General features: G+C 71.0%; 14 protein-coding genes and 1 tRNA gene. 7 read left to right on the forward strand and 8 right to left on the reverse strand.

Annotated features, from left to right (window positions below; all coding sequences use genetic code 11):
• Positions 1-105: 105 nt before the first annotated feature.
• Positions 106-717, forward strand: coding sequence for a DedA family protein (locus ABT057_RS30565; RefSeq protein ID WP_352346857.1), 612 nt, complete (start codon positions 106-108; stop codon positions 715-717).
• 28 nt (positions 718-745) lie between these two features.
• Here ABT057_RS30565 and ABT057_RS30570 read toward each other — a convergent pair whose 3' ends face one another.
• The gene (locus tag ABT057_RS30570; protein ID WP_352346858.1) at positions 746-976 is read right to left on the reverse strand and encodes a DUF2277 domain-containing protein; all 231 of its coding nucleotides are present in this window, start codon (positions 974-976) and stop codon (positions 746-748) included.
• An 80-nt stretch (positions 977-1056) separates the two neighbouring features.
• Between ABT057_RS30570 and ABT057_RS30575 the strand changes: the two genes are divergently transcribed.
• Positions 1057-1446, forward strand: a complete 390-nt coding sequence (locus tag ABT057_RS30575) for a thiol-disulfide oxidoreductase DCC family protein (protein WP_352346859.1) — start codon at positions 1057-1059, stop codon at positions 1444-1446.
• 133 nt (positions 1447-1579) lie between these two features.
• Positions 1580-1927, forward strand: a complete 348-nt coding sequence (locus ABT057_RS30580; RefSeq protein WP_352346860.1) for a DUF8825 domain-containing protein — start codon at positions 1580-1582, stop codon at positions 1925-1927.
• A gap of 63 nt (positions 1928-1990) precedes the next feature.
• Here ABT057_RS30580 and ABT057_RS30585 read toward each other — a convergent pair.
• Positions 1991-2065 (reverse strand) — tRNA-Val (locus ABT057_RS30585).
• 172 nt (positions 2066-2237) lie between these two features.
• Here ABT057_RS30585 and ABT057_RS30590 point away from each other — a divergent pair.
• From ABT057_RS30590 to ABT057_RS30600, 3 genes are all read left to right on the forward strand, one after another.
• The gene (locus ABT057_RS30590; RefSeq protein WP_352346861.1) at positions 2238-3029 is read left to right on the forward strand and encodes a DUF4097 family beta strand repeat-containing protein; all 792 of its coding nucleotides are present in this window, start codon (positions 2238-2240) and stop codon (positions 3027-3029) included.
• A 75-nt stretch (positions 3030-3104) separates the two neighbouring features.
• The gene (locus ABT057_RS30595; RefSeq protein WP_352346862.1) at positions 3105-4478 is read left to right on the forward strand and encodes a hypothetical protein; all 1374 of its coding nucleotides are present in this window, start codon (positions 3105-3107) and stop codon (positions 4476-4478) included.
• Between the two features lie 123 nt (positions 4479-4601).
• Positions 4602-5111, forward strand: a complete 510-nt coding sequence (locus ABT057_RS30600; RefSeq protein WP_352346863.1) for a DUF4383 domain-containing protein — start codon at positions 4602-4604, stop codon at positions 5109-5111.
• 13 nt (positions 5112-5124) lie between these two features.
• Here ABT057_RS30600 and ABT057_RS30605 read toward each other — a convergent pair whose 3' ends face one another.
• The 3 genes from ABT057_RS30605 to ABT057_RS30615 form a co-directional block, all read right to left on the reverse strand.
• Positions 5125-6279 carry an amidase domain-containing protein gene (locus ABT057_RS30605; protein ID WP_352346864.1) on the reverse strand — a complete coding sequence of 385 codons (1155 nt, stop codon included), beginning with the start codon at positions 6277-6279 and terminating at the stop codon, positions 5125-5127.
• 155 nt (positions 6280-6434) lie between these two features.
• Complete coding sequence (locus ABT057_RS30610; protein WP_352346865.1) at positions 6435-7712, reverse strand: polysaccharide deacetylase family protein; 1278 nt, start codon at positions 7710-7712, stop codon at positions 6435-6437.
• 45 nt (positions 7713-7757) lie between these two features.
• A complete protein-coding gene (locus ABT057_RS30615; protein ID WP_352346925.1) occupies positions 7758-9947 on the reverse strand; it encodes a transglycosylase domain-containing protein in 2190 nt (729 codons plus the stop codon).
• A 288-nt stretch (positions 9948-10235) separates the two neighbouring features.
• Here ABT057_RS30615 and ABT057_RS30620 point away from each other — a divergent pair, with 288 nt between their 5' ends.
• Positions 10236-10460: an FmdB family zinc ribbon protein gene (locus ABT057_RS30620; protein ID WP_352346866.1), complete on the forward strand. Its 225-nt coding sequence runs from the start codon at positions 10236-10238 to the stop codon at positions 10458-10460.
• A 23-nt stretch (positions 10461-10483) separates the two neighbouring features.
• On the opposite strand, the gene ABT057_RS30625 is transcribed toward ABT057_RS30620, so the two are convergent.
• Genes ABT057_RS30625 through ABT057_RS30635 form a run of 3 tightly spaced genes read right to left on the reverse strand, consistent with a single transcriptional unit; the run spans position 10484 to position 14953 of the window.
• On the reverse strand, positions 10484-11293 hold the full coding sequence (locus ABT057_RS30625; protein ID WP_352346867.1) for an HAD family hydrolase: 810 nt from the start codon (positions 11291-11293) through the stop codon (positions 10484-10486).
• On the reverse strand, positions 11293-13755 hold the full coding sequence (locus ABT057_RS30630; RefSeq protein ID WP_352346868.1) for a phosphoribosyltransferase: 2463 nt from the start codon (positions 13753-13755) through the stop codon (positions 11293-11295). Before ABT057_RS30630 ends, ABT057_RS30625 begins: the two co-directional genes overlap by 1 nt.
• Before the next feature lie 22 nt (positions 13756-13777).
• A complete protein-coding gene (locus ABT057_RS30635; protein ID WP_352346869.1) occupies positions 13778-14953 on the reverse strand; it encodes an HpcH/HpaI aldolase/citrate lyase family protein in 1176 nt (391 codons plus the stop codon).
• Positions 14954-14997: the final 44 nt, after the last annotated feature.

Here is a 14997-nt window from a genome sequence, read left to right on the forward strand (position 1 = left end):
CACCCGCCACGCGTACGCTGTATGGCTGTTATCGACCGCACCTGCCGCCCCTCGCAGCACAGCGGCACGGTCGGCCGACACGGGGGAGACACGGGGGAACGATCGGTGTTCGACAGTGTGGGGGCCTTGCTGGGGACCCCTTGGATCTATGCGTTGGTGGGCCTGTCGGTCCTGCTCGACGTGTTCCTGCCGGTGCTGCCGAGCGGCGTGCTGGTCATCACGGCGGCCACGGCGGCGGCCGCGGGCTCCGGCGCGGCCACCGGGCAGGTGCCCCACGAGGTGCCGGACATCCTCGCGCTGATCCTCTCCGCGACGACGGCTTCCGTCCTGGGCGATCTGGTGGCCTACCGCCTGGCCTGGCGCGGCGGCGAGCGCCTGGACCGCGCGATCGCCCGCTCCCGGCGCCTCACCACCGCGCAGGAACGTCTCGGCGAGGCGCTCGCCCGCGGCGGCGGCACCCTCGTCGTACTGGCCCGCTTCGCGCCCGCCGGCCGCTCGGTCGTCTCCCTCATCGCGGGAGCCGACCACCGGCGCGCCCGCGACTTCCTCCCCTGGTCCGCCCTGGCCGGTCTCTCCTGGGCGGCCTACAGCGTCGCCCTGGGCTACTTCGGCGCCCACTGGCTGGGCGCGAGCTGGCTGGGGACGGGCGTCTCCCTGCTGGCGCTGTTCGGCGCGGGAGCCGGCGCGGCCTACCTGGTTCGCAGACCGGCGGCATAACCGGCGGCATGACCGGCGACGGCGGGCGCTACGACGCCCGCCGGGCCGCCGCGCCCCGCACCTCCAGACCGTCCAGCAACTCGGCCGTCGCCCCGGCGATCACGTCCACGGCCCGTTCGAACACCTCCCGGTTGTGCTCGGCCGGCGCCCGGAACCCGGACACCTTCCTCACGTACTGCAGCGCGGCGGCCCGGATCTCGTCCTCGGTCGCCTCCTCGGGCAGAACGGGCGGACGCAGGGTCTTGATACTCCGGCACATACCTCCACCGTAGAACCAGGGTCCGACAATCCTCCCGGGGAACCATTGAGGGAGAAGCCCCGAACCGGAAGGAAGAACGCATGGCCGGCTCCGCGCCGCCCGTCCTCGCCTACGACGGGGACTGCGGCTTCTGCCAGAGTTCCGTCGACCGGGTCCGCGCCCTCGCCGCGCCGGCGATCGCGGCGGTGCCCTGGCAGTTCCTGCCCGCCGAGGACACCGCCCCGCACCGCGAACGGCTCGACCGGGAGGTCCTGCTGCTGCGCGGCGGCACGGTCCTCGCGGGCGGTTCGGACGCGCTGGCCCGCTATGTGGCCACCTCGTCCTCGCCGGTGTACCGCGCGCTCGGGGCCGCCCTCCGGCTCCCCGGCATCCGCTCGGGCGCCCGCGCGGTCTACCGCCGGGTGTCCCGCAACCGCCACCGGCTGCCCGGCGGCACCCCCGCGTGCGCGGTGCCGCCCGCCGCCGAGTGAGCCGCGGCACGAGCAGGACCGCGCCCGGGCCGCCTCGGAGGCGGAACCCCATCGGAACCCCGTCGAACGTATGTTCACACGAACACCCCAAAGGAGCTCGCCTCCCAAAATCGAACAGGCGTAGCATTGTCGCGTGGCTAAGACCTATGACTTTCCCAGCGACCTGCGCGCCGGTCAGGAGGAGCTGCATCAGGTCCGGGCCGAGCTCTCGGCCCTGCTGAAGCGGCTCCCCTGGTCGGTGGAGCCGCTGGACGGATTCAGCGACGCCGGCGGCTGGCGCAAGATCGAGCGCCCCGCCTCCCCCGGCTGGACGGCCGACGAGCAGGCCGAGGTGGAGAAACTCCGGCGGCGTGAGCACGAGCTCGCGGTGTTCGTGAGCTGCCACCGCTTCTGGTCGGACGTCGCCGCCGAGGACCGGGTGGAGGCCCGCACCCGCCTCAAGCACGCACCCGAACCTCAGGACGAGCCGGAAGGGCCCTAGCTAGCCCTTCGGGGACACGGGAAAGGGGCCACCGGATCTCTCCGGTGGCCCCTTCCGTCATCCTGGTGGGCGCGGACGGTTTCGAACCGCCGACATCCTGCTTGTAAGGCAGGCGCTCTACCCCTGAGCTACGCACCCAGAACGAGTCGACAGCCTACCTTGCCCGGGGCAGTGCGCCGCAAACCCGTATCCGCGGGGCGTCCTGCGGGGGTTGTCCCCACCTCTGGTCCGGGAGCAAGCCGGATCGTCCGAGCGGCGCCGGGTCTCTACGGTCGTGGGGACATCGGAAAACCGCCCCAGGGGAGACCACATGACCGGCAAGGTCACCACGGCCCGTACGACCGTTCCCGCCCGCGCGGCCCTCGCCGCCGCGGCCGTCGTGGCCCTCGCCGCCACGGCCACCGGGTGCGGGGCCTCCGCCGCCGACGACGAGCACCCCGAACAGCGCTCCTTCGCCTTACCGGGCCGCACCCTCACCATCGACTCGGACGACTCGGCGCTGGAGATCGTCGCGGCGGCCGGCAACAAGGCCGGCGCGGTCGAGGTCACCCGCTGGTTCCAGGGGTCGGTGGCGATCGGCAAGGAGCCGAAGGTGACCTGGTCGATGAAGGGGGACCGGCTGAAGCTGCGGGTGCGCTGCTCCGGGGTGGTCGCCGACTGCGCCGCCAAGCACCGCGTCGAGGTCCCCCGGGGCGTCGCCGTGAAGGTGGAGGACGACGACGGCAGCGTCCGCGCGAGCGGGTTCCGGGACGCGCTGAGCATCCGCGCCGAGGACGGCTCGGTCCGCGTCACGGACTCCAGCGGGCCGCTGGCGGTGCGCACCGACGACGGCTCCGTGCGGGCGGAGGTCTCCTCGCGCACGGTCAGCACCCGCACCGAGGACGGCTCGGTCCGGCTCGACCTGGCCGCCGTACCGGACCGGGTGGAGTCGGTCAGCGAGGACGGCGCGGTGACGATCACCGTGCCGAAGGCGGCGTACAGGGTGACGACGGACACCGACGACGGCGGGCAGGACATCGGCGTGCCCCGGGACGACTCCAGCCCGCACGAGGTGTCGGCGAAGACGCAGGACGGGAAAGTCACGGTCCGGACCGCGAACTGACCGGCCCGTGTGTTCGTCCATAACCGGTGGGAGAATGAACACCGGTCAGGGCGAATCACAGCACGGGAGAGGGATGTGACGGCGACACCACCGCAGCCGTACTCGCCGTTGGGGCCGCGCGCACGCCGTCACACGGTCCGGGACACCCTCACGCTGTTCGCGCTGCCGCTCGTCGTCGCCCTCGCGCTGCCCGCCGCGTTCGCCGGCGGCGGCACCCGGCGCTGGTTCGGCGGACGGGCCGAGGGCCAGCGGGCCGAGGCGCAGGCGGCGAAGGACGCGGCGGCGGCCGCGTTCTACGAGCTGGACACCGCCCAGCGCGATCTGCGGATCTCGATCGAGACGATCACGGCGGTCGACGACACCCCGGCCGCCCGGCGCGTGGTCTCCGACTTCGAGGCGATCGGGCGGCGCATCGACGAGGCCAGCGGCCGGTACATCGAGGCGGTGGACGCCCACGACCTCGACCGGGACGACCTGGAGGCCTCGGCGGCCGCCCGGGCCCGCACCGAACTGACCCGCGCCAAGGACGAACTGGGCAACGTCAAGAAGGAGCTGGACCGCTTCGCCGAGGGGCTCGGTCCACTGCTCGGGAAGGCCGAGACCCAGCTGGCCCGGCTCGCGCCCGCCGTGGAGCGGGCCCGGCAGGGGCTGCTGGCCGCCTCCGACGCGCTGGACGCCGTCCGGCGGACGGGGCTGCGGGCGGACGACCTCGCGGCGCGGCTCGCGGCGCTCGCCCCCGAGCTGACCAAGCTGAACCAGGGCGCCGGGCAGCACGGCGTGCCCGGGACGCTGGAGCGGGCCGAGCGGGTCTCGCGGGAGGCCGCGGCGGTGCGGGCGGAGGCCGAACGGCTGCCGGAGAAGGCCGCGGAGATCGACCACCGGCTGGTGTCGCTGCGCACCCGCGCCGAGGCGCTCACGACCCGCGCGGGCCAGGTCGACCCGGTCCTGAGCGAGCTGCGGCGGCGGTTCGCGGCGGCCTGCTGGCAGGACCTCCAGCGGGTGCCGCAGCAGGCCGGGGAGAACGTACGGCAGGCGGAGGCGAAGCTGAAGGACGCGCAGGCGGCGCGGGACGCGCAGCGCTGGCCGGACGCCACCTCGCTGCTGTCCACGGCGCGGGCGCTGCTGAACACCACCGACGAGGCGGTCTCGGCCGCCGGCGACCGGCTGGCCCGGCTGAACGCCGTGCAGAAGGACCCGCAGGCGGAGATCGACCGGACCCGGTTCGCGATCCGGGACGCGCAGCGGCTGGCGATGGCCGGGCGCAACACGCCCGATCCGCGTCACGCGCGTCCGCTGGACGACTCGGTGGCCCGGCTGGAGAGGGCGATCGGCGGCCTGGAGGGCCGCCACCCCGACTACTGGCACTTCCTCACCGAGACGGAGGCGGTCCGGCAGACCGTGGCGGGTGTGGTGACGCGGATCCGCGAGGACCGCGGCGCGGCCCACTGACGTTGCCCCGGGCGCCCGGCGGGCGGATATTGAAAGGTACGTGGAAGGTCCGTACGCCTCGACGCGTACGGCCTGAAGCGCGTACGGCCCGAAGTCGGCACCGTCCACCCCAGGGAGGCGGAGATGGCCTCGCACTCGCCCTCGAACGCGCTGCGCACCCGGCGACGGATCAGGCTCGACGACCATCTGCCGGTCGACCACCGGCTGAACCTGGTCTACCGGATCGGCGCCGGGCTGATGGGTCTGGGGCTGGTCGTCTTCGGGGTCTTCGGGCTCATCGACCAGATCGGCTTCTTCGACACCGGCGGGGACACCGTCTGGAGTCTGAACACCAACGGCGCGCTGAGCTGGCTGTCGGTCGGTGTCGGGCTGCTGCTGTTCGTGGGCATGGTGATCGGCGGGAACTTCGCCTCCACGCTGAACATGACCCTCGGCGGTCTGTTCATCCTCAGCGGCTTCCTGAACATGGCCCTGCTGGAGACCGACTACAACTTCCTGGCCTTCAAGATCCAGAACTGCATGCTCAGTTTCGTGATCGGGATCCTGCTGATGGTCTTCGGGATGTACGGCAGGGTGGGGTCCGCCCTGCCGCACGACAACCCGTACTGGCGGGCCCGTCACCCCGAGGAGTGACGGACCGGCCGGATCAGGTGCGGTAGGCGTAGTAGTACGCGTTGGGGTACGACGCGATGAGGCTCGCCACCGACCTGCGGAGGGTGTTGTTCGAGTGGTACGTCACGTACGGCACACCGCCGCTCTTGTACGTGACGATCATCGTGTGGTCCTTGGACCCGTCGCGGTCGAAGTCCATCTGGAGGACGTCGCCGACCTCGAGCTGGTAGACGTTGGCGAGCGCGGTGGTCCGCTTGGAGTTCTGGGCGAACCAGGACCACTCGTTGACGCCGACGAACGAGTCCGACTGGATGTCCGCGTTGCCGAACCACTTGGTGTAGTCGTACACGTAGCCCGGGACGTGCTTCCAGCCGCCGGCCTTCAGGGACTGGCTGACGAAGTTGGTGCAGTCACCGCCCGCGCCGTGGCCGTTGTAGTCCGGGTAGTCCGTGTTGTAGACGTTCCAGTACTTCTCGGCGTAGGTCGCCATCGCCTTGTAGTCGTAGGCGGTGCCGGTCTTCGGGACGGCGGCCGGGTTGCGGGTGATCGCCGCGCGCGGGGCGTTCGGCATGGTGTCGTCGGCGGTGGTCGCCTTGACGGACGTCGGCTTGGAGAGCGTGTTCACCGCGAGGCCACCCTGGTCGGTGTCCTGGACGTCGGTGAGCTGCCAGTTGCCGTGCCGGTCGGCCTTGAAGGTCAGCTCGTGCCGGGCCTGGAAGCCGGTGGTCTTCGGCGCGTTCCCGCTCGCCTTGGCGTAGGTCAGGGTCGTGGTCTCGGTGACCGCGGCCTTGGCCGTACGGCCCGTCACGCGCGTGGCGTTCAGGGTGACGGTGGTGGAGGCCTTGCTGTACTTCTCGCCGGCCTTGGCCAGCTTGTCCTTGCGCTCGTCCAGCGAGGACAGGGTGGAGTCCTCGGTGCGGGCGGCGGCGGAGGACAGCTTGACGTTGCCGGAGAAGCCGTTGGTCAGCGGCTTCGCCCGGTCGCCCTGCGCGCCGGTGACCAGCGCGTCGGTGCGGTCGGTGAAGACCGCGTCGGCGAGGCGCTGGAAGGTGGCCTTGGTCTTGGCGTCGACCGTGGGGTCGTCGACGACGGCCGCACCGGCGGACCAGTTGGGCAGCAGCGCGACTCCGGCGACGACCGAGGTCGCGGCTGCCCCGAGTATCGTGACGCGGCGGCGCGTCCCGCTCAATTTCCTTGACTTCACTGATGTTTCCCCTCTTGCCCCGGCGGTGGGATGCCGGGGTACGAAATCTTTGCATGGCGCGTGTGGTTCTTGTGAAGAGGGGTACGGCGGAGAAACCAAGGGAGTTATGCGACCGTCACTTCACGCGGTCGCTTCACGCGTCACTTCACGACGGTCGACCAGTCCGGGTTCTGCCCCGGGTCCAGGCTGCGCAGGCTCTCCAGTGTCGCGGGCGACTGCACGTCCATCCAGTCGGCCAACTCCTTGAAGGACACGCACTTGACGTCCTTCTTGGTGCATATCTGAGGGATGATCTGGTCGATGGCCTTCATGTAGATGCCGCCGTTCCAGTCCTCGAAGTGGTTGCCGATGAACATCGGCGCCCGGCTGCCGTAGTACACCCGGTTGAAGCCCGCCATGTAGGAGTCGACGGTCTGCTGCTCCCACTCCGGGTACTTGGCGGGGTCGCCGTTGGTCTCGCCGTTGGACTGGTTGTACAGGTAGTTGAAGTCCATGGACAGGGACTGGATGTCCCCGGACGGGAGCATCTGGAGCGGGAAGTCCCAGAGGCCGTTCTTCTTCGTGGGCCAGACCTGGTAGCCGCCCGGGTTGGAGGCGTCGTAGCGCCAGCCGTAGCTCTTGGCGGCCTTCAGGAGGTTTTCCTGGCCTTCGAGGCAGGGCGCCCGGCCGCCGGTGACCTCCTTCTTGAAGTCGAAGGGCAGCGGGGGCATGTCCTTGTAGCCGGTGTTCGTCTTCCACTTCTCGACGAACTCGTAGAACTGGTCGATCTCGCTCTTCCACTGGGCGACGCTCCATTCGCCGCCGCCCTTGGCGCCGCAGAAGTGCCCGTTGAAGTGGGTGCCGATCTCGTTGCCCTCGAGCCACGCCTTGGAGAGCTGTCCCAGCGTGCTGCGGATGTGCTCGTCGGTGGGGAAGCTGATCGCGGACGAGCCCTTGGAGTGCATGGGCGGGGAGTACAGGTCCCGCTTGCTCTTGGGCAGCAGGTAGATGCCCGTGAGGAAGAAGGTCATGTGGGCGTCGTACTTCTTGGCCATCTCGCGGTAGTGCTCGAAGAGTCCGTCGTCGCCCTGCAGCGCGCCGTCCCAGGAGAAGACGACGAACTGCGGCGGCTTCTCACCCGGCTTGAGCGGTTCCGCCTTCAACTGTTCGGTCTGCGGACCGGTGTACGAGGTGGAGCCGTCCCCCAGGACGTGGGTCTTGCCGTCCCACTCCGGCTCCTTGGTCGCCTGCGCCGTCGCCTTCTTGCTGTCCCCCGAGGACGCGGTGGGCTGGGTGTTGTCCGTCCGGTTGAGCACCATGTAGCCGCCCATCAGCGAGGCGACGACGAGGAGCGCGGCCAGGGTCAGGAACCCCGGGTGCGTGGCGGCGGGACGGCGCGGTGCCACGGCCTTGCGGCGGCGGCCCGACGGTGACTTCATGTGCGGCTCATTCTCCGGGGTTGGGGGGCGGGGCCCGTTCGGTGGTCAGCCGAGCGGGCTCATGGCACTGGACCAGATGCCGTACGGGACGCTGTCGTCGGTGGTTCCGGCGATGCCCTCCAGAGGCAGTGGTTCAAGGCTCTTGGTGAGGTCGATGCGGTAGACGACGACCGCCGTGGACACCGCCTTGGCCGTGCCGACGTACCAGGCGGCGGTGTCCTTGTCCGTGGTGCCCGCCTTGCCGGCCGGCCCGGAAGCGGCGGAACCGGCCTGCGCGGCCGCCGTCTGCCCGGCGGGCACGTCGGACGGATGGGCGGTGCGGAAGGAGTCGGCCAGCGCGGAGCTGACCTCCTGGGCCACGGCGGTGCGCATCGCGCGCTTGGCCTTCGGCGTGTCCAGGGGGACGGTGGAGCCGTTGCGGGTGACCTTGCGGACCGAGTACGGCTCGGTGTGCTTGCCGTCCGCCGCGAAGGTGGAGTAGCCGCTCGCCATCCGGATCGCGCTGGGCGTGGAGCTGCCCAGGGACAGCGCGGGCACCTGGGCGCCGATGCTGGAGGCCAGGAAGCCGGAGGCCTCGGCGGTCCGGGTCACCCTGTCCAGGCCGGTGTCCATGCCGAGCTGCATGAACGGTGTGTTCACCGACAGTTCCAGCGCGCGGTGCAGGGAGATCTGCCCATAGGACCTCCCCCCGTCGTTCTTGGCGGCGACCCTGTCGCCGTTGCGGTCCCAGTAGTAGCCCTCGGGGGTGGTCAGCAGCACCTTGTCGTCGCCGTCGTAGAGCGACTCGCCGGTGACCTCGGTGGCGGCACCCTCGCGGGTCTTGTGGATGCCGTTCTCCAGCCCCGCGGCGTACACGAACGGCAGGAAGGCGGTGCCGGCCGGGACGGTGGTGGCGTTGGACTCGTTGTATCCCTGCGTACGGTGGTCGGGGCCGCCGTAGACGGCGAGGATCCGCCCGTCGGCGGCCACCGACGAGGCGCCGTAGTGCGCGGACTTCGCGTTCTTCGGATCGTCCTTCAGGGCCTTCTTGCGGGCCGTGACGACGGCGGTGGTGAGCTGGGCCTCACGCTTCTTGTCGAAGGTCGTGTAGACCTGGTAGCCGCCCAGGTCGAAGTCCTTGTCGGAGATGCCGCCGGCCTTCTTGGCGTACTGGGAGGCGAGCTCCACCAGGTAGTCGCTCTGCTCACCGGTGTCGTACAGCGGGTTGCTCTTGAGGGGCTCCGGGAACGTCTTGTACTTGGCCCGCTCGGCCTTCGACAGTTTGCCGATGTCGACCATCCGGTCCAGGGTCCACTTCCAGCGCTCCACGGCCCGGGCGCGGTTGGCCTCGCTGAGGGTGGGGTCGTAGAGTCCCGCGCCCTTCAGGAGGGAGGCGAGGAACGCGGCCTCGCTGGCGTTGAGCTTGCTGACGTCCTTGCCGTAGTAGGCCTGCGCGGCGCGCTGGATGCCGTAGGTGCCGCGGCCGAACCAGCTGGTGTTGAGATAGCCCTCGAGGATGTCGTCCTTGCTCATCTGGTTGTCCAGCTTGAGGGAGATCATCGCCTCGGTGAACTTGCGGCTGATGGTCTGGTTCTGGTTCAGGTAGACGTTCTTGACGTACTGCTGGGTGATCGTGGAGCCGCCCTGGGTGTCGCCCTGGCCGATCGTGCGGAACAGGGCGCGCGAGATGCCCTTGACGGAGATACCGGGGTCGCTGTAGAAACTCGCGTTCTCGGCGGCGAGGACCGCCCAGCGGACGTCCTCGGGGATGTCCTTCAACGGCATCGCCTGCCGCTGCACCCAGCCGGTACGGGCCATGGGCGTCCCGTCGGACCAGAAGAACACGTTGTCCTGCTGGGTGGCGTACGAGTTGAGGTTGCTCGGGATGTCGGTGGCCGCGTAGGCGACGACGAGGAAGACGCTGCTGAGACCTATGGACGCGAGGACGCCCCCGAGGCACTGCCGCCAGGAGGGTATCCAGCGCCGCCAGTCGGTGCGGCCGGGGCGCGGGTACTGCGGGCGCAGCTTGCGCGCGTAGGGAGTGACACGAGCCACATACGGTGCCAGGGCGGCCGTGAGGGGGGCGAGCCGGGAAATGACCTGGGAGCGAACGGAAGGGCGGGGGGCTTTACGCCGGTTCCCTGATGAGTGCCCCTTTTTCTGCTCTTCGGGCCCTTCGGGTACGGCGGGTATGTCCGATATTCGCAGTTGCATGGTCTCGTCCGGACGGAACGAGTCCGGGAGCTTCAACTGCATGGTGGCATCCGGCTCCTGGGGCTCCTCCCCCTGCCCCGCCTGGGTCACGACGCGTCTCCCTCCGCACTTCGGTGTTGCTCGCACAGGCAGACGTACAGACGTACGAGGGTTTCGCATGGTTGCCGTGAGCGCGGCTGCAAACCCAGAATCCCCCGGACCTCGTGGTCAACGCGGCACCCTCAAATTACCAGCGCCCTTCGCAAATTCTCCACATAAGAAATCGACAGAAGTGAACACCATCAAAACTCTGGTGCGGACTGCCGGGCTTATGGGGATTAGCCTGTCCTCATGCCTCGTTACGAGTACCGTTGCCGGACCTGCGGCGACACCTTCGAACTGAGCCGTCCCATGGCCGAGTCCGCCGCTCCCGCCGAGTGTCCGGCCGGCCACGACGATACGGTCAAGCTGCTGTCCACGGTAGCTGTGGGCGGCACGAAGTCCGCCTCCGCCCCCGCGCCCGGGGCGGGCGGCGGGGGCGGAGGCGGCTGCTGCGGAGGGGGCTGCTGCGGCTGAGGCCTGCTACGGCCGGGGGCGGGTCACTTCCCGCAGGTCGCCCTGAGGAACTCCCGGAGGATCCGCTCCCCCGCCAGAACCCCCCGCTCCGGCAACGCGGTGATGCCGGGCGCGGCCCACTCGGCGTCGGCGAGCTCGCCGTGCCCGGGGCGCCAGCCGCGGTCCGCGGCCAGCAGCAGGTCGGCGTCGAGCAGCGAGTCACCGGCGGCGAGCGTCAGTTCGGCGCCGGTGCGGCGGGCCACCTCCCGCACGGCCGCGCTCTTGGTGAGCGGCTTCGGCACGGCGTAGATCTTGCGGCCCTGGAGGGACACCGTCCAGCCCCGGTTCTCCGCCCAGGCCGCGAGCTCCTTCACCCACTCCTCGGGCAGCAGCTCGCGCTCCACCACGAGGTAGGCGAAGAGGTCCTCGGCGATCCGGTGCTTGCGCAGCCACAGCGGGTCGGCGGTGTTCTCCAGGTACTCCCGGACCTCCTCCAGCGGCGCGCACTGCTCCGCGAGGCGCGCGGTCACACCGGCATGCCAGTCCGGGTCGGAGACGCCGTCGACGAGGAGATGGCCGCCGTTGGCGGTGATCGCGTACTTCGGGGTCGGTCCGGGGAGATTGATGCGCAGGTACTGCTTGCGCGTCCGGGTGGTCGTCGGCACGAACACCGCCGCGTCCCCGAGGTCGGTCAGCAGTCCGGCCGCGGTCTCCGTCATGAACGACAGCGGGGCGCGCTCGTGCACCTCCACGCACAGCAGCCGGGGCGCCCGCGCGTCCGGCATGGTCAGCGCGAGCGCGGCCGCGGAGTAGATGAGCGTCCGGTCGAGGTCGCTCGCCACCAGCACCGGCATCAGACCGCCACCGCCCTGCCGTCGGCGCCGGTCGCCCCGCGCGTGTACCGGGGGTGGATCAGCCCCACGCAGGTGTACGGCAGATCGCCGACCTCCTCCACCGGGACCCCTCTCTGCTCCGCGAGCAGCCGCACGTGCTCCAGGTCGGCGCCCGCCCCGGCGCGCGCCAGGATCTTCCAGGGCACCCGGCGCAGCAGCACCCGGGTGGTCTCGCCGACGCCCGGCTTGACCAGGTTCACGTCGTGGATGCCGTACTCCTCGCTGATCCGCTCGACGGCCGCCCAGCCCTCCCAGGTCGGGGTGCGGTCACTGGCGAGCAGTTCCTTCACCGCGCCGTCGACCGTCTCCGTGACCTCGCCGAAGCGGGCGGCGACGGCGTCCAGGAAGGCCACCGACACGTCCGATCCGGCCAGCTCGCGGTAGAACTTCGCGCCGTGGAAGTCGTCGGGACCCACCAGGTCGGCCCGCAGCACGGTCCGGGAGATCAGCCCCGACACGGTCGAGTTGAGGCACGCGGACGGGATCAGGAAGTCCTCCCGGGTGCCGTACGTCCGCACGCACGAGCCCGGGTCGGCCAGCACCGCGATCTCCGCGTCGAACCCGGCCGCACCGCCCGCAGCCTCGAACTCCTCGATGGCCGCGGCCAGCTCCCGGGTGATGGCGCCCTTGCCGGTCCAGCCGTCCACGAACACCACGTCCCTCGGGTCGTGGTGGGCGGCCAGCCAGCGCAGCGCGTTGGCGTCGATGCCCCGGCCGCGCACGATCGACACGGCGTAGTGCGGCAGGTCGAGACCGTGCCGGTACTGCGCCCAGCGGCGCATCAGCACCCCGACGGGCGTCCCGGCGCGGGCCAGCGAGACGAGCACCGGCCGCGGGGACCGCTCGGCGATCACCGTCTCCGTCACCACGCCCACGGCCTGCGCGATGCGGGCCGCGGAGGCGTCCAGGGCCACCTGGAACAGCTCCTGGTACTGCTCGCTGGGCTGGTACTCGACCGGCAGGGACTCCGCGTAGTGCGCGCCGCCGCTCTGGATGGCCTCCTCGCGCTCCTCGGTCGGCGCCTCCAGTGTCACGTCCGAGAGGTCCTGGAGCAGCCAGCCGACCTCCTCGGGCGGGTACGAGGAGAAGGCGGGGCCGCGGAGGGGCTCGGGCAGCATGGCGGGTCTCATTTCGGGCAGTGCGGCTGCGTACAGCGGCTCGGGGACGTACGACGGCACGACGGCGAGGACCACGTGCGGGGTGTGCGCGGCGAGCTGGGCGAGCAGGCCGTCGGGGGCGTGCAGGGCCGCGGTGTCGCCGGCCGAGTCGACGACCGCGATCACGGTGTCGAAGCCGCCGCCCGCGACGTTGTAGGCATAACGGTCGCCGGGGCCGTCGGCCGGGTCGTCGTGCGCGGGAAAGACGATGCGGCTGCGGATCGCGTACCCGGGGTCGTCGACCGCGAGGACGGGCGAGCGGGTGGTGGTCGAGTACCGCACCTCGACGGCCACGACCTGCTCCAGCTCCCGGGCCAGTCTGAGCGGCGCGTACATCAGTTCCTCGAAGCCGAGGACGAGGGCGCTTCGGGCGCCCTCGGGTATCGCCTCGGCGAGGCGGGCGGCCATCGCGGGGAGCGCGCCCTCCAGGCGGTCGCGGTGCGCGGGGGTGAAGCCGTGCCGGCCGCCGTCGGGGAGGCCGCGGGGCCAGAGGAGGTCCACGCGCTCGACACGGCCGGACGACGAACGCGGCGAGGGCACCGTGCGCCCCTCGTGCTCGGCGACCAGCGCCTGGCCCTTCTCCAGCACCCCTTCGGGCAGTCGTACGGTGCCCGAGGCGGCCGCCACCAGGTCCACCCGCGCACCGATCTCCCGGGCGAAGGCGTCCAGACGGCCCGTGTCCGCGGGTGAGCGCATGTCGACCAGGGCCACGACCACGTACCGGCGGCGCGGATAGCGCTCGTGCAGGTCCCGGATCGTGTTGAGGACCGTGTTGCCGGTGGAGAACTCGTCGTCGACGAGGACCAGCGGGCCGTCGCCGACCAGCAGCGCCGGATCCTCCGGGAGGAGGAGGTGGGAGGTGGCGTGGGAGTGGGACTCCTCGAAGCCGCCCGCCGCCGCGACACCCGCCACCGGGCGGCGGGTGGAGTGCAGGTAGGGGGCGGTGCCGAGGCCGTCGGCGACACAGTGGCCGAGGCCGGTGGCGGTCTCCGCGTAGCCGAGGACGACCGCACGGCCCGCCTCCTCGGCGCCGAGCAGCTCGCGCACCCGGCGGCCCAGGGCGAAGCCGTGGCCGTGGACGACGGACGGGGACTGCGGTACGTGCTTGCCCAGCACGTGGGAGACCAGCAGATGGGCGCGCTTGGGGTTGCGGCGCAGCGCCAGCCCCAGCAGGCCGGGCAGCGTGTCGTCCCCGACGAGCTCGACCCCGAGCCGTTTCGCGACCCAGGTCCCGGACCAGACCCCGTTGTTCACTTCGTTGTTCATGCGTCCCTAGGTGATGAGGCGATTAGCCGGGAATGCCGGCGGCGAGCAGGTCGACGAAGCTGACGTCCTCGTTGGCCACCCCGAAGACCTCGGCGCGCAGCATGGTGCGCTCGGCCCAGGCCCGGTGGGGCTTCACCTCGTTCATCTTGTTCGTGTACTGGGACCTGAGGACACCCCCGCCGCCGCGTTCCGGCCGCAGGATGTCCGCCGCGTCGCCGTACTCCTCGTGACTGACGACGGACAGCGCGTGCACGGCCGGCACGTGGGAGGGGTGGATGCAGGTCTTGCCGAGCAGACCGTTGGCGTGGTCGAGGGAGATCTCGCGCAGCAGCCCGTCCATCGCGTGCTCAATAAGCTTCTCGCGCAACTCCACCGCCTGCCCCTCGAGGAAGGGGCTGTGCCGCAACATCGGCTTGAACATGCGCTCGGGGACCCGGAAGTACTCCCACACCGGCCCGGTCACCGTGAACCCGGTGCCGTCGGCGCGGCCCAGCATGTTCACCACGTCGGCGATCACGGAGGCGACGATCTGGACGTCGTAGGCGGTCATGTCGGGGGCGCGGCGCAGGCCGTACGAGGAGCAGAAGTCGGTCACGCCGAGGCGCAGCGCGAGCACCCTGCTCCGATACTTGTCCACGGCCCGGGCGATGCCCTCCAGGGCATCCACCCGCGACTCCCGGTACATCAGCTCGGGCGTCTCCAGCACCGGCATGCCGAACAGCCGGCGCCCGCTCGCGGTCTCGGCGGCGGCGAGCGCCTCCAGGAAGGGGATGCCGCGCTCCTCGGTGAACTTGGGGAAGACGAACCCGCTCAGCAGCCGCGCGGTGTCCCCGAGCCGCTCCACCAGGTCGGGGATCTGCTCGGGTGTGCGCACCCGGATGAAGAGCAGCGGCAGCTCCCCGCCTTCCGCGTCCGAGCGGCCCGCGAGGTCGGTGAACTGGCGGACGAGGTTCTCCTCGCCCGCGAGGACGTCCTCGTCACCGATGGAGTCCTCCAGGCACAGCACCATCGACACCACGCCGCGCCCGGACTGCTTGACGATGTCGTCGGCCAGCCGCGGCCGGGTGGCCGGGCTGTAGAGCGTGGCGCCCAGGGCGGCGGCGAGCAGCCTGGCCGGGGCGTCCGCGTCGAAGACGCACGGCTCCCGGTGGAAGAGGCGCTGGCGCACCTCAGGGGCGAGGTGCCCGAAATGACGCATAAATCTCCCCCGTGGTGCAAGGTAAGGCTGTGGATTTCGCAAGA

It is taken from the genome of Streptomyces sp. NPDC002588, from assembly GCF_040295925.1.
Lineage (GTDB): Bacteria > Actinomycetota > Actinomycetes > Streptomycetales > Streptomycetaceae > Streptomyces.